The organism is Thalassobacter sp. (assembly GCF_982993085.1).
In genome coordinates this window covers 1-13,364 of the sequence record NZ_CEZFMW010000102.1, presented here as the reverse complement: position 1 = coordinate 13,364, position 13,364 = coordinate 1, and the positions used below count along the sequence as shown (strand labels likewise).

Annotated in this window: 12 protein-coding genes and 1 pseudogene; 6 read left to right on the top strand and 7 right to left on the bottom strand. The window is 58.4% G+C overall.

Annotation, left to right across the window (positions count from 1 at the left end; all coding sequences use genetic code 11):
• Positions 1-1,235, top strand: a 1,235-nt coding sequence (gene serS, locus AC4GMC_RS14135) for a serine--tRNA ligase (RefSeq protein ID WP_487878016.1), incomplete at its 5' end; no start/stop codon positions are given.
• A gap of 9 nt (positions 1,236-1,244) precedes the next feature.
• Here serS and AC4GMC_RS14130 read toward each other — a convergent pair.
• Positions 1,245-1,868, bottom strand: coding sequence for a glutathione S-transferase (locus tag AC4GMC_RS14130; RefSeq protein WP_487878015.1), 624 nt, complete (start codon positions 1,866-1,868; stop codon positions 1,245-1,247).
• Between the two features lie 2 nt (positions 1,869-1,870).
• Positions 1,871-3,307, bottom strand: a complete 1,437-nt coding sequence (xylB, locus tag AC4GMC_RS14125) for a xylulokinase (RefSeq protein WP_487878014.1) — start codon at positions 3,305-3,307, stop codon at positions 1,871-1,873.
• Between the two features lie 411 nt (positions 3,308-3,718).
• Here xylB and AC4GMC_RS14120 point away from each other — a divergent pair.
• The 3 genes and pseudogenes from AC4GMC_RS14120 to AC4GMC_RS14110 all read left to right on the top strand — a co-directional run.
• Positions 3,719-5,026 (top strand): annotated as a pseudogene (locus tag AC4GMC_RS14120) (hydantoinase/oxoprolinase family protein); the annotation flags it as partial.
• A gap of 59 nt (positions 5,027-5,085) precedes the next feature.
• Positions 5,086-6,297: an NAD(P)/FAD-dependent oxidoreductase gene (locus tag AC4GMC_RS14115; protein ID WP_487878852.1), complete on the top strand. Its 1,212-nt coding sequence runs from the start codon at positions 5,086-5,088 to the stop codon at positions 6,295-6,297.
• Positions 6,298-6,348: 51 nt separating this feature from the next.
• Positions 6,349-7,341, top strand: coding sequence for an aldo/keto reductase (locus AC4GMC_RS14110; protein ID WP_487878853.1), 993 nt, complete (start codon positions 6,349-6,351; stop codon positions 7,339-7,341).
• Here AC4GMC_RS14110 and AC4GMC_RS14105 read toward each other — a convergent pair.
• Positions 7,338-8,246, bottom strand: a complete 909-nt coding sequence (locus AC4GMC_RS14105) for an endonuclease/exonuclease/phosphatase family protein (protein WP_487878854.1) — start codon at positions 8,244-8,246, stop codon at positions 7,338-7,340. The two genes, AC4GMC_RS14110 and AC4GMC_RS14105, sit on opposite strands and share 4 nt — an antisense overlap.
• 115 nt (positions 8,247-8,361) lie before the next feature.
• Here AC4GMC_RS14105 and ggt point away from each other — a divergent pair, with 115 nt between their 5' ends.
• Positions 8,362-10,155 (top strand): gamma-glutamyltransferase, encoded by a 1,794-nt coding sequence (ggt, locus tag AC4GMC_RS14100; protein WP_487876508.1) that lies wholly within the window; start codon positions 8,362-8,364, stop codon positions 10,153-10,155.
• Positions 10,156-10,161: 6 nt separating this feature from the next.
• On the opposite strand, the gene AC4GMC_RS14095 is transcribed toward ggt, so the two are convergent.
• Together AC4GMC_RS14095 and AC4GMC_RS14090 are read right to left on the bottom strand one after the other, a co-directional pair.
• Positions 10,162-10,995, bottom strand: a complete 834-nt coding sequence (locus AC4GMC_RS14095; protein WP_487876524.1) for a methyltransferase family protein — start codon at positions 10,993-10,995, stop codon at positions 10,162-10,164.
• A gap of 46 nt (positions 10,996-11,041) precedes the next feature.
• The gene (locus AC4GMC_RS14090) at positions 11,042-11,209 is read right to left on the bottom strand and encodes a hypothetical protein (protein WP_487876509.1); all 168 of its coding nucleotides are present in this window, start codon (positions 11,207-11,209) and stop codon (positions 11,042-11,044) included.
• 261 nt (positions 11,210-11,470) lie between these two features.
• Here AC4GMC_RS14090 and AC4GMC_RS14085 point away from each other — a divergent pair, with 261 nt between their 5' ends.
• Entirely contained in the window at positions 11,471-11,941 is a 471-nt protein-coding gene (locus AC4GMC_RS14085) for a Dps family protein (protein ID WP_487876510.1), read from the top strand.
• A gap of 62 nt (positions 11,942-12,003) precedes the next feature.
• Here the strand turns inward: AC4GMC_RS14085 and AC4GMC_RS14080 are convergent, their stop codons facing one another.
• Positions 12,004-12,801, bottom strand: a complete 798-nt coding sequence (locus AC4GMC_RS14080) for an FAD binding domain-containing protein (RefSeq protein ID WP_487876511.1) — start codon at positions 12,799-12,801, stop codon at positions 12,004-12,006.
• Between the two features lie 28 nt (positions 12,802-12,829).
• Positions 12,830-13,327, bottom strand: a complete 498-nt coding sequence (locus AC4GMC_RS14075; RefSeq protein WP_487876512.1) for a (2Fe-2S)-binding protein — start codon at positions 13,325-13,327, stop codon at positions 12,830-12,832.
• Between the last annotated feature and the right edge of the window lie 37 nt (positions 13,328-13,364).

Genomic DNA, 13,364 nt, shown 5'->3' with positions numbered 1-13,364 from the left:
GCCGGGGTGGCTCTGCGATGTCATCAGAAATCCTTGCGCTGGATGAAGCACGCAGGGCCTGCATTACCTCGGCCGAAACAGCACTTGCGGACCGCAACGCCGCGTCCAAGCAAGTCGGCGCCGCCAAGGCCCGCGGCGATGAGGCTGAGTTTGAACGTTTGCGCGCCCTTGTCTCTGAAAAAAAGCAGGAGATCGCACAGCTAGAAGAGGACGCAAAGGCCAAGGACGTGGCGTTGCGGGACCTCTTGATGGGCATTCCAAACCTGCCGCACGCAGATGTGCCTGATGGCAAAGATGAAGACGATAACATTGAAATCCACCGGTGGGGCACACCGCCCCCCATGGATTTCACGGCTGTCGAACACTTCGAAATACCCAGCGTTATGCCGGGCATGGATTTCACCACCGCCGCCAAGCTTTCAGGTTCGCGGTTTGTGGTTCTGCGCGGTGCGGTTGCACGTATTCATCGCGCACTGGCGCAATTCATGCTCGATACGCATGTTGACCAAAACGAGTTGACCGAAACGAACACGCCTGTCCTTGTCCTCGAAGAGGCCATGTACGGCACCGGCCAGTTGCCCAAGTTTGGTGAAGACAGCTACCGCACCCGCGAAGGTTGGTGGCTGATCCCCACGGCTGAGGTAACGCTGACAAACACCGTTGCCGGCGACATCCTTGAGGCCGCCGACCTACCCCGCCGCATGTGTGCCCACAGCCTGTGTTTCCGGTCAGAGGCCGGATCCGCCGGACGCGACACCACGGGCATGCTGCGCCAACACCAGTTCGAGAAAGTTGAAATGGTTTCGATCACGAAGCCGAATGAAAGCCGGGCCGAGTTGGACCGAATGACCGCCTGCGCACAGGGCATCCTTGAGGCCCTCGACCTGCCATATCGCACGGTTGTTTTGTGTACCGGTGACATGGGTGCTGGCGCGCAGCGCACCCACGATATTGAGGTTTGGTTGCCCGGCCAGAACGCCTACCGGGAGATCAGTTCTTGCTCGGTGTGCGGCGACTATCAAGCCCGCCGTATGAACGCTCGTTTCCGCCCAGAACCCGGCGCAAAGCCAGAGTATGTGCATACGCTTAACGGCTCTGGGCTGGCGGTTGGACGGTGCTTGATTGCCGTGCTCGAAAACGGGCAGCGGGCAGATGGGTCGGTTGACCTACCAGAGGTTCTGCACCGCTATCTAGGTGGTAAGTCACGCCTTACCGCCGAAGGGGTCCTCGCTTAGGCTGCGCGTTCAAGGAAAGGCGACCTCAGCGTCGCCTTCCTGCCATTGCGGGTACTTTTTCATCGTGCCCTCAAACCGCCCTGAAGCTAAGAAACGTTCTAGCCAAGCCTGCACGCGCGGCCAAGGCTGCGCATCAAAACGCGACTTATCCACAAGCGCAAACTGTCGTACGAACGGCAGGATCGCGTAATCCGCCACACTAGGGCGGTCAAAAATCCACTCTCCCATCTCGGCCTCAAGATCTGCCAAGAACGCATGCGCCGCTGCGCGCGATTCCTCTGGGTCCGCGTCGGGATATCGGGGCGGGTACTTTGTGCGATCAAGCGCGGATTTGAACGGACCATCGCAGCGCGCGATCCAATCAAACCCAACGCTCGGCATATTCAGCCATCCCTCAGGATCGCGATGACGCAATGCCCACAGCATGATGTCCAAGCTTTCATCCAGCACACCATCATCCGCCACAAGGCAGGGCACAGTGCCACTGGCGGAGGCCACGAGGAACGCGGCTGGTTTATCCCGCAGGACCACTTCGCGCAGCGCAACGGGGATGCCCGACGCCAACAATGCCAGCCGCGCGCGCATCGCGTATGGACAACGCCGGAACGAATAAAGGACAGGTTTTGACGCCATAATCATAGCGACCTTAGCGCGTCATACGCGGCGCGATACCGCGTGTGGCCCTCTGCCATTGCACCGCGCAGGGCGGCCACCGGCTCTGTGCTGCGGGCGATCGGTGGGGGAGTGACAACCTCTAATCCTGCGCCAGTGCCTGCCATCATCCCCAGCCGTGCTGCGCCCAGCGCCGCCCCAAAGTCACCTGCCTGCGGTAAATCTAGCGGAATACCCAAGGTCGTCGCCAGCATTTCAACCCAATGCGCAGACTTCGAGCCACCCCCCAAAACCAGCGCGCGCTGGAGTGTTGTGCCTGTCTGCGCCAAGGCCAACTGGTTGTCCGCAAATGCAAAGCTGACGCCTTGCAGCACTGCACGCGCAGCCTCGGTCGCATTGGTAGCGTGATCTAGGTGCAGGAATTGGCCACGCATTTGCGCATTATTGTGGGGTGTCCGCTCTCCTCCCAAGTAGGGCAAAAACAAAGTACGCCCGGGAGCCTGAAGCGCGCCCAAATTCGCCGTCAATTCAGCAGCTGTTTGCCCCGTCAACCGCGCAAGCCATTCAAGCGCATCGGTGGCGGCTAGGATAACACCCATCTGATGCCACGTGTCTGGCACGGCGTGGCAAAAGCTATGCACCGCAGTTTCAGGCGCGGGGCGATACCCAGAGGTTGCAGCGAACAAAACGCCAGATGTACCCAATGACACAAACGCAGCCCCATCATCCACAACGCCCGCGCCAATTGCTGCCGCAGCATTGTCCCCTGCGCCCCCCGCAACAGGCACAACTGGCAATCCGACTTCTGCGGCCAAGCCCGGGCGGAGTTGTCCGGAAATCGCGCTCCCCTCAACCAATCGGGGCATATGGCTGCGATCTAAATGGCAGGCCCCCAACAGGGTATCAGACCAATCCCGCGCGGCGGTATCGAACCACGCAGTTCCAGCCGCGTCCGACATCTCGGACACATGCTCCCCTGTTAAAAAGAGCCGCAAATAATCCTTTGGGAGCAGGATTTTGATAGCCTTTTCAAACACGTCTGGTTTGTTACGGCGCAGCCATTCCACCTTGGGGGCTGTGAAGCCCGGGAAAACGATGTTACCCGAAATCGCACGAAACCGAGGGTCTGCGTCCATTTCAGCGGCCTCGTTCGCACTGCGCGTGTCGTTCCAAAGCATGCAAGGATAAACGGGCCGATCATCAGCCCCGACAAGACAGGCGCCGTGCATATGTCCTGACAAGCCAATCCCCTTTAACCCCGAGCAATCAGCCCGCGCGGCCAACGCACTCAGGGCGTGGCGCACCGCCGCCTCCCACGTAGATGGGCATTGCTCAGCCCAGCCACCATAAGGTCGCTGAACCTGTAGCGGTACGTTATGTTCGGCCAGAATGCTCTGATCGTCATCGATTAGGATGGCCTTGAGCGATGAAGTGCCCAAGTCGAGGCCAATGAAACTCATGCGGCAGCTTTCGGATTTTTTGCAAAAATAGTCGCGCAGAGAATATCGTCCAAAGTGCCGGCTACAACCCGTGCCGAGCCCATCACCGAACTGTTTTTGATCGCGGGACCCTGGTCACGCGAATCCATCGTCGAAAAGGTATAGTGAGCGATGCTTGTTTAGTACTTTGATCAGGATCGCGACAATACCAACAGCCATCGGCGTAGGCAGCTCGCCCGGCTGGCTGGCGTGTATCACAAGGTATGATCTTAAATTTACACACGGGCCGATTGCCTCAATAAAAGCAGCGTTTGGGGCCAAGGCTGATGGCAAACATCCCATCCTGCAAAGTGGAAATACGCGCCTTGCGAAGGGACTGCTTCCAAGGCAGGGTCGGCGTTAGAAATAACGTGATACTTGGGGATGATCGGCATGACACAGGATGGCATCCGGCTGGGCGTAGACATCGGAGGCACCTTCACGGATGTCGTCCTAGAAGGGCCGGGCCTGTTCGCATCCACCAAAGTCCTCACGACATATGCAGCCCCCGAAGACGCCATTGTCGAAGGTTTACAACGCGTTTGTGCGACCGAGGGCATTGCGCCCAGCGCCATTACTCAGATCATTCATGGCACAACCCTTGCCACCAACGCACTGATAGAACGACGCGGTGCGCGCACTGCGTTGATCACCACTGACGGCTTTCGCGATGTGATCGAAATGCGCTCCGAGAGCCGGTTTGAGCAATACGATCTGAACCTCACCCTACCGGAGCCTTTGTTGCCGCGCCAACGCAGGCTGTGCGTGCGTGAACGTGTCAATGCCCGCGGTGAGGTCATGATCACACTAGATGAGGCCGAGGTCGCCACCCGCATCGACGAAATGGCAGCCATGGGCGTAGACAGCGTCGCCATTTGTTTGATGCACAGTTATCTGAACCGCGCACATGAACGTCGCATCCGCGAGATGATCGCCGCACAGCTGCCCGATGTTTCGGTTTCGATCTCAAGTGAAGTGTCCCCGCAGATGCGCGAATATGAGCGGTTCAACACCACTGTCGCAAATGCCTACATCAAGCCGCTCATCGCCTCTTATCTGGGGCGCCTCGAAGCCCGCCTAATGGCCGAAGGCGTGACAGCCGATGTGTTGCTTATGCATTCTGGCGGTGGAATCATCAGCATGAAGAATGCCGCCGATTTCCCTATCTGTTTGATCGAATCTGGCCCTGCGGGGGGTGCCGTTTTTGCCGCGGATATCGCGGCGCGTCACAACCTTGATAAGGTGTTGAGCTTTGAAATGGGCGGCACCACCGCCAAGATCTGCCTCATCAAGGATCAAACCCCCAAGACCGCGCGTGTCTTTGAGGTTGCGCGCACCTACCGCTTCAAAAAAGGTTCAGGGATGACGATCTCTATCCCTGTCATCGACATGGTTGAGATTGGCGCAGGGGGCGGCTCGCTTGCGTCCGTTGATGCACTTAAGCGGATTGCCGTAGGGCCCGAAAGCGCCGGATCCGAGCCGGGGCCAGCATCCTACGCACGCGGCGGCGCTCGGCCCGCCGTGACGGACGCGGACCTTGTGTTGGGCAAGCTTGAGCCGACCGCGTTTGCTGGCGGGCGGATCACGCTTGACCCTGACGCTGCCGCCCGCGCACTAGATACCGCGATCGGCGCCCATCTGCGCATGCGCCCCCAAGAAGCCGCCTTTGGCGTCACGGAAGTTGTTGATGAGAACATGGCGATCCAGCGCGACTACGGCCTGACCCAAACCCAGATCAACGCTGCACAGGAGTTAGCTCCATGAGCCAAGCCAAACAAAGCCCAGCCCATGCCCACTACGACGTCGTCATAATCGGCGGCGGCATCATGGGTGCATCCACCGCATGGTTCCTAACAGATGAGCCAGACTTCAACGGCCGCATCTTAGTGATTGAGCGGGACACCACCCTCGAATTCGCCTCAACCACACATACCAATTCTTGCGTGCGGCAGCAGTTTTCAACTGAGCTGAACGTGCGTATCAGCCAGTTCACCGCTGACTTCGTCCATTCCCTCCGGGACCGGATGGGCGGTGATGAGCGTGTTCCAGAACTGCGCATTCAATCGTTTGGCTACATGTATCTTGCGGCGGACGAAGGCTTTGCCGACACTTTGCGCGCGAACCAAACGGTACAACATGCGGCGGGTGCGGCCACCCAGTTGATGACACCCGATCAGATCAAAGCCGCCTACCCGTTTTACACCGTGGACGACATTGTTCTTGGCTCGATCAATACCGTGAACGAAGGTTATTTCGACGGCAGCACTGTCAACACATGGTGGCGACGCCAAGCGATTGAGCGAGGCGTTGAATGGGTCCAAAACGAGGTGGTCGCGATCACCCGCACAGGCGATCAGATCGAGAGCGTAACACTCACCTCTGGTGAGGTCGTCTCCTGCGGGCAGCTCGTTAACGCATCAGGCCCGCGCGGTGCGCGTACGGCAGCAATGGCAGGGCTGACACTGCCGATTGAGCCGCGCAAACGCTATTCATGGGTGATCAAGGCCGATCAGCCGTTAGATCGCCCCCTACCCCTGACGATCGATCCCTCCGGCGTGCACGTGCGCGAAAACGGGGGCGGCACCTATCAGGTCGGAGCCCACAGCGACATCGACCCCGCCGTTGATTTCGACGACTTCGCGATGGACCCGGATATCTGGATGGACAAAGTCTGGCCCGCCATCGCCCACCGTATCCCCGCGTTTGAGGCCGTGCGCATTCAAGCAGAATGGACCGGGCATTATGCCATGAACACCTTTGATCACAACGCCGTCCACGGACCACACCCGGAGGTGCGCAATTTTCTGTTCATCAATGGGTTCTCAGGGCATGGGTTACAGCAATCCCCGGCAATGGGTCGGGGCATGGCTGAGTGGATTGCGCATGGGGCCTACCGGACGTTGGACCTATCGGAGTTTGGCTATGATCGACTTACGCACAATCGCCCTATACACGAACGCGCCGTGATCTAGGCCAAACCCCGAGGCGGCCTATGTCGTTGTCGGGACAAGAGGAACACCGGAATGAAGACAATCACATTGGGCCCATCCGGCCCACAGGTTTCGCAATTTGGCATCGGGGCGATGTCGTTTGCGGGCATCTATGGCGACGCCACATTCGAAGAAAGTCACGCCGTGTTGGATGCATGCCGCGCGGCGGGGGCCACCCATATCGATACATCCAACGTCTATGGCATGGGCCGCTCCGAAGAAATCATCGGTGACTGGTTCAAACAGCGCCCGGGCGCCCGGGCCGATATGGTACTGGCGACAAAAGCAGGCATCGCGCGCGGTAATGAACGCCCCCGCAACAATGACCCTGACTACCTTGAGGCCTGCTTGGACGAGAGCCTCGCGCGTCTAGGCGTTGACTATGTAGATCTGTTTTACATCCACCGCTATGACGCCGCCCACAGCCCCGAGGACGTTGCAGGCACGCTCAAACGCCTGATCGACGCGGGCAAAACCCGGGCCGTGGGGTTTTCGGAAATTGCGCCCAGCACGCTGCGCCGAGCATGGACAGAATGCCCAATCACAGCGGTTCAATCCGAATACTCGCTTTCGACCCGTGCCCCTGAATTGGGCCTAAGCCAAGCCTGTGCAGAATTGGGCACCACCTTGGTTGCGTTTTCGCCTGTGGGGCGTAGCTTTTTGACGGATGCGCCGTTCAGCCATGCGCGCGCCCAATCCCATGCATTCTTGGCCAATAACCCCCGTTTTATGGAGCCAAATTACACCACCAATATCACCGCCACAGATCGCTTTCGCCGCTTGGCGGCCGACATGGGGCTGCCAGCGGCCGCACTTGCGATTGCTTGGGTCATGTCGCGCGGCACACATGTCTTGCCCATTCCGGGCACGAAGAATACCGCACACCTCGCCGAGTTGCTGCGCGGCACTGAGGTGAATTTAACGGCTGAGGATTTGGACCGGATTAACGCTGTTCTGCCTGTCGGCTGGGCTCACGGCGACCGATACTCAGACGTACAATGGCAAGGACCAGAGCGTTTTAGCTAAGGCGCGAAATCAAAAACGACGGGGTAGTGGTCCGTGGGCCATTCCCCGTCAAACTTTTGGCGCAGCACCACAGGCGCGCCAAGAGGCTGCGCAGGCCCAGCATAGCCAATGTGATCAATCGCACCAAACAAGTTAAGACCGCGATTGAAATGGAACGTTGCGCCTTTGACGGGTGTAAATGTGACACCAACATCCTCCATTATCGCCAACTTGCGCGCGCCCGATCGCGCGTTCATATCGCCGATAACGAAAAGGGTTTCTCCGGCCTCGATCCATGGTTTGATCCGCTCCGCAATCAAGTCAGCCGACTTCAACCGATTAGATCTGCTGCTGAAATCTGTATGGATGTTCACCACACGGAACACCCGCTCAGACCGGACATCACGAAATTCGGCCCACGAAGCAAAGGCCGGGTACGACCCGTTGAACGTGCGGGCATAAAGAACATCTGGCGTCTCAGAGAAGAAGAACCACCCCTGCCCCAGCATCTGCAACCGATCCCTGCGGTAAAGGATGGGTTGGGTTGAGGGGAATTCGCGCGGATCACCGGCGGCTGCCGCTCCGTAGTCTGGGTTGTTGGCCAACAGCCAATCCAGCGCGAGGTTGTCGAAACTGATGGAGCCGCCTGCGAAGCTCTCCATCTCTTGAAAGCCGATCAGATCAGCCTCCAACGCCTTGAAAGCCATATCCAATGGACCCTTGCGCCGTTCCCAATCGGACATCGACCATGGCCCCTCCGCCCGGGGCATCACGATGTAATGCACATTGTAAGTCGCCAAACGCAGTGCTTGAGGCGAGGCAGGCGGCAACGCAGGTGTGCCGGAATTGCGCAAAATCTGGGTGCAGCCAATCACAAACACACCCAGTGCCAGAACCAGAAGCGATTTTAGAAAACGACGGATCATCATTCAAACGTGGGGCTATAGGCGCAGAAAACCAGCGCTAAGCCACGAATTGTGACTTCGCGTAATGCGTGAGTCGTGCAAAGCTAAGGCGTTCACCAGTCCGAGGGAGGTTTTCATGAAACGTACGGTTTTGAGCGTAGCAATCTGGGCGGTCTTTTGCGGGCCTGTCATCGCACAACAGGCGACGGACGCCGTCGCGCCAGAAGCCGCGATCGCGCCATCGGCATTTGACGACATCTCATCAGAATTACGCCCCGCATTTGCGGCCAAAGCGAACGGTGCCCCCGTCGCAGCCCAAAATTGGATGGTCGCCGCGGCCAACCCTTGGGCGGTTCAGGCAGGCGCGCGCGTCTTGTCCGCAGGCGGCACCGCAGCCGATGCGATGATAGCGGTGCAAGCCGTTTTGGGGTTGGTCGAACCGCAATCCTCCGGCCTTGGGGGCGGCGCATTTTTGGTATGGTATGACGCGGTATCAGGCGCAGTCACCACGTTGGATGCACGCGAAACCGCACCCCTAGCGGCCACCCCACGTCTATTTCAGGATGAAAATGGCGAACCCCTCAAATTCTTTGATGCCGTGGTTGGTGGGCTGTCTGTTGGCACGCCCGGCACGCCAAGGCTGTTAGAGGACGCGCACCGTCGCTGGGGCCGCGCAAACTGGGCTGGGCTGTTTGACGATGCGATCACCTTGGCGGAGGATGGATTTCCCGTATCGCCCCGGCTGGCTGGAATGATCGAACGCGATGCGGACAGATTGCAGCGGTTTGCACCAACGGCCGCATACTTCTTTCCCGATGGTGTGGGGCTTGCAGCAGGCGACACCCTGATGAACCCTGACTACGCGGATACCTTGCGCGCGATGGCCGAACACGGCGCGGATGGGTTCTATGTAGGGCCAATCGCACAAGAGATCGTAACCGCCGTGCGCACCGCCGCGGGCAACCCCGGCGTGCTAAGCACCAACGACCTTGAGCTTTACCAAGTGATTGAGCGGGAAGCCGTCTGTGCCGAATACCGCGCCCACGACGTCTGCGGCATGGGGCCGCCATCCTCAGGCGGGCTGACCGTCGGGCAAATTCTTGGAATACTCGAAGGCTTTGATCTGGCCTCCCTTGGCCCCGTATCGCCCGAGGCATGGCGCCTAATAGGCGATGCCTCGCGCCTCGCGTTTGCGGATAGGGGTCGCTACATGGCCGACAGTGATTATGTGCCCGTTCCTGCGCGCGGCCTGATCGCACCGGAGTATCTGGCAGAGCGGCGCAAGCTATTAGATGCCGATGATGCCCTGCCGGAGGTGGCCCCCGGCACACCCAGTTTTGATCATGCGCGTTTGATCTGGGCAGATGATGAAAGCCTCGAATTGCCCTCAACTTCGCATATCTCAATCGTTGACGCCTACGGCAATGCATTGTCGATGACGACGACCATCGAAAACGGCTTTGGGTCACGCTTGTTTGTACGCGGCTTTCTTTTGAACAATGAGCTGACGGATTTCTCGTTCCGCACCCATCGGGACGGGGTGCCGATTGCGAATGCTCTAGCTCCGGGCAAACGCCCTCGGTCCTCAATGGCGCCCACGATTGTGTTAAAGGACGGGGTGCCTGTTTTGGTGACGGGCAGTCCGGGGGGCTCTCGGATCATAGGCTACGTTGCCAAATCGATCATTGCCCATCTGGATTGGGGCATGGATGTGCAACAGGCCACTGCCTTGCCCCACCTTGTGAACCGATTTGGAACCTACGACCTTGAACAAGACACAAGCGCCGAGGACCTCAGCGGCCTACTGAGCGCGTTGGGATATGAGGTGAACGCCCGCGCGCTGACGTCTGGACTGCACATGATTGCCATCGGCGATGCAATTACCGGCGGGGCTGATCCGCGCCGTGAAGGAATTGCGTACGGGCGTTAACCCGGCTCAGGCGTCGTCGGATGACCGACTGCGCCACCGACCGCGAGGGCTGGGAATGGCGTAAGGCACGCGGCTTTTGTACGCCGCGAACCGAGCCCCATATCGGGCGTTGAACCGACGCTCCTTGAGGATCGGGGCACCAAGGCAATAAGCCGTGAGGATCGTCGCCACGGCGAGCTGATCTGGCGTCCACACCGGCACGGTCCAAAGCGTCAACACAAAGGCCACATAGATCGGCTGACGGATAAGCCGGAACAGCCCATCCGTCGGCATATCCGGAAAGACCGGCTTGATCTTGGCCATCAGAGACATCCACCCCAGCGCGCCCGATTGCACCTCTGCGCCCGCGTCGTAGCTGGCCTTGATCAACAGCCCCCACGCCCCGGCATAAAGGCTGCACATCAGCCAGAAAACGCCACCCTCAGCCGACCACCAAACCACACCACTAGGAGTCCAAAGCGCGAAGAGAAGCAGCAATTGGATAGAGGCGATGATCGCGTAAGTGGTTGTCATCAGCGTGCGCGCATGGTCGCGAGGTGCTAGGTTCAACAGCCACTTGCCTCCGCGCGTGGTCAACAAAACGGAGTGCGCGACCGGAAATTGGACCAACAAAAGCACGTTCACCAGATACGAGTACGGCGCGGACACAGTGCCCAAACTTTTGCTCATCCCAAAGAACATCGCGACGATCATGGCGACAACGGCCAACCCAAAGATCACATGACAAACGACCCCATACGCCAGTGCCACAGCGATACGGTACGCGCCCGGCGGCGGGCGCAACGCGCCAATGATCAACTGCAAAAGGCGTAAAAACGGGGTGGGTTCGGTTGCTCGCATATAGGCAGAGCTAGTCGGCACGGGTCAGATTTCAAAGGCGGGATGACTATTGCCTTTGTTCACCTTCTTCTGATTGATCCCAAACGTATTGGCCGGTCTTTTGATCCAACGTCAGGCGGGTATCCCGGCGGGGACGCGCGGCTTTGATGGTCACAACGACAGCCACGAACAAAAACACCACAAAGGCCAAGGCGCTGGTGAGAATGACTTCCATGATTTGCTTCCTTCCCCTCACGTGCCGCTAATGAACTGACGGTAGGTCTAAGTCGCCTAATTGCACAGAATTTTTATTCTCGAATAGCGGCCACGCACGTGTCGCAACCGCTATTCAATCAGCTTTTTTTCAAGCCTCAATCCATTTTAGAATAATTCTAAAAACGTCTTGGAATGGCACATTGCGTCCCTATATTTATGGAGATGAAGTAACCAAAACACATTCAAAACGCACAGAATTACCCCTAGACAGGAGAAAAGCATGACGCAGACAGCGGCAAACCTGACGACAAACGCGCAAGCAGAGATTGTGAATGGCTTGAACCAATGTGTGGCAGAAACCACTGTCACCACAATGCTCGCACAGAATTTCCACTGGAACGTGACCGGGATGGCTTTTGGCCCCCTGCACGACCTGTTCCAACAAATCTACGAAGATCATTTCGTGGCACAAGATGACCTCGCGGAGCGGGCCAAGGCCCTGCATGGTCACGCCGAAGGCACCCTTGCGGGCATGTTGAAGCGATCAAAAGTGACTGAGGTTGAGGGCGTTCCAGCAGCCGAAGAGATGATCCGTTTGATGATGGAGGCGCAAACGACTGTCGCCTCAACACTCGCAGAAACGGGTAGCCTTGCCGCCGATCACGGTGACACTCTGACCGAGGATTTGTGCATCGCACGTGGACAAACCCACGAGAAATTCGCGTGGCTGCTGCGCGCACATATCAGCTAGTGGACGCGCAAAAGGGGCGGGATGATGGTTATATCCCGCCCCGACCTGACGACATTTAGGGCTTAGCCCGCTGCAACCACTGCGCGCTTTGTCATGACTTTGATCAACTGTGCGCGATAGGCGGCGGAACCGTGCAAGTCACCCATGAGTTCCTCTTCCGACACCTCAACGCCATCAACAGCATCTGAGGTAAAGCTTTCCGCGAGCGCCTCCTCTAACCCTTGGTGGCGAAAGACCCCGTCTTCGCCCGCGCCAGTGATTGCCACACGCACATCACCGTCCAAAACGGCGACGAAAACGCCCACCATCGCGTAACGTGACGCTGGGTTCGGGAATTTTGCGTAAGCCGCCTTTTCAGGTATCGGGAACCGAACGGCAGTGATGATCTCATCCTCGTCTAGGTCGGTCGCGAACATGCCTGCAAAAAACGTGTCGGCATCGAGCTCACGGCGATCCGTTATGATCGACGCGTTCATCGCAAGTGCCGCTGCCGGATAGCACGCGGACGGGTCGTTGTTGGCCAATGAGCCACCAATTGTACCCATCGCCCGCACAGCAGGATCACCAATGCCACCCGCAAGCGACGCAAGCGCAGGGATGTGCATGCAAACATTGGCGTGCAGTGCCACATCAGCATGTCGCGTCGCGGCCCCAACAACCAGCGCGTCACCTTTGATGCAAACGCCCTGCAACTCGGACAATGCACGGATATCGATCAGGTCACTGGGGGCAGCGAGGTGCTGTTTCATCGTGGGCACAAGTGTCTGACCACCAGCGAGCACCTTGCCATCGTCAGCCTTGCCCAAAACGTCAACCGCATCCGCGACAGAGGTCGCTTTGTGGTATTTCAACTCATACATCGACGTATCCTTTCTGAGCCGATCCCATCTATTGGATCGCCTTTGCAGTACTCGACATGGTCAATGCGGCGTCCGCAATCGCTTTGACGATGTTGTGGTAGCCGGTGCAGCGGCACAAATTGCCCTCTAATTCTTCGCGGATTGCAGCCTCGGTCAGAGGCTGGCCCATGGCCTGATAGCGAGTCACAATATCGATGCCCGCCATCACCATACCCGGCGTGCAAAATCCGCATTGTAGCCCATGATGCGTGTTGAACGCCGTCTGCATCGGATGCAAATTATCCCCGTTGGCAACGCCCTCAATCGTCGTGATGTCGGCCCCATCCATGGACGCGGCCAGCGTGGTGCAGGCCTTAATTGCACGTCCATCAACATGAACCAGACAGGCCCCGCATTGACTGGTATCGCAGCCAACATGCGTGCCGGTCAGACGCAAATCTTCGCGCAGAAACTGCGATAGCAAGGTGTTGTCTGGCACCTCCCGGCTCACGGTTTCTCCGTTAACCGTCAGTTTGACGCGACTCATGGCTTTCTCCCTGTCAAATGGCGCGGTTCGCAGTCGA

Coding starts and splice junctions, on each gene's coding strand:
- AC4GMC_RS14095 (WP_487876524.1), bottom strand. CDS start 10,995: ATGCGAGCAACCGAACCCACCCCGTTTTTACGCCTTTTGCAGTTGATC.
- AC4GMC_RS14110 (WP_487878853.1), top strand. CDS start 6,349: ATGAAGACAATCACATTGGGCCCATCCGGCCCACAGGTTTCGCAATTT.
- ggt (WP_487876508.1), top strand. CDS start 8,362: ATGAAACGTACGGTTTTGAGCGTAGCAATCTGGGCGGTCTTTTGCGGG.
- AC4GMC_RS14085 (WP_487876510.1), top strand. CDS start 11,471: ATGACGCAGACAGCGGCAAACCTGACGACAAACGCGCAAGCAGAGATT.
- AC4GMC_RS14090 (WP_487876509.1), bottom strand. CDS start 11,209: ATGGAAGTCATTCTCACCAGCGCCTTGGCCTTTGTGGTGTTTTTGTTC.
- AC4GMC_RS14105 (WP_487878854.1), bottom strand. CDS start 8,246: ATGATCCGTCGTTTTCTAAAATCGCTTCTGGTTCTGGCACTGGGTGTG.
- AC4GMC_RS14115 (WP_487878852.1), top strand. CDS start 5,086: ATGAGCCAAGCCAAACAAAGCCCAGCCCATGCCCACTACGACGTCGTC.
- AC4GMC_RS14080 (WP_487876511.1), bottom strand. CDS start 12,801: ATGTATGAGTTGAAATACCACAAAGCGACCTCTGTCGCGGATGCGGTT.
- AC4GMC_RS14075 (WP_487876512.1), bottom strand. CDS start 13,327: ATGAGTCGCGTCAAACTGACGGTTAACGGAGAAACCGTGAGCCGGGAG.
- xylB (WP_487878014.1), bottom strand. CDS start 3,307: ATGAGTTTCATTGGCCTCGACTTGGGCACTTCATCGCTCAAGGCCATC.
- AC4GMC_RS14130 (WP_487878015.1), bottom strand. CDS start 1,868: ATGGCGTCAAAACCTGTCCTTTATTCGTTCCGGCGTTGTCCATACGCG.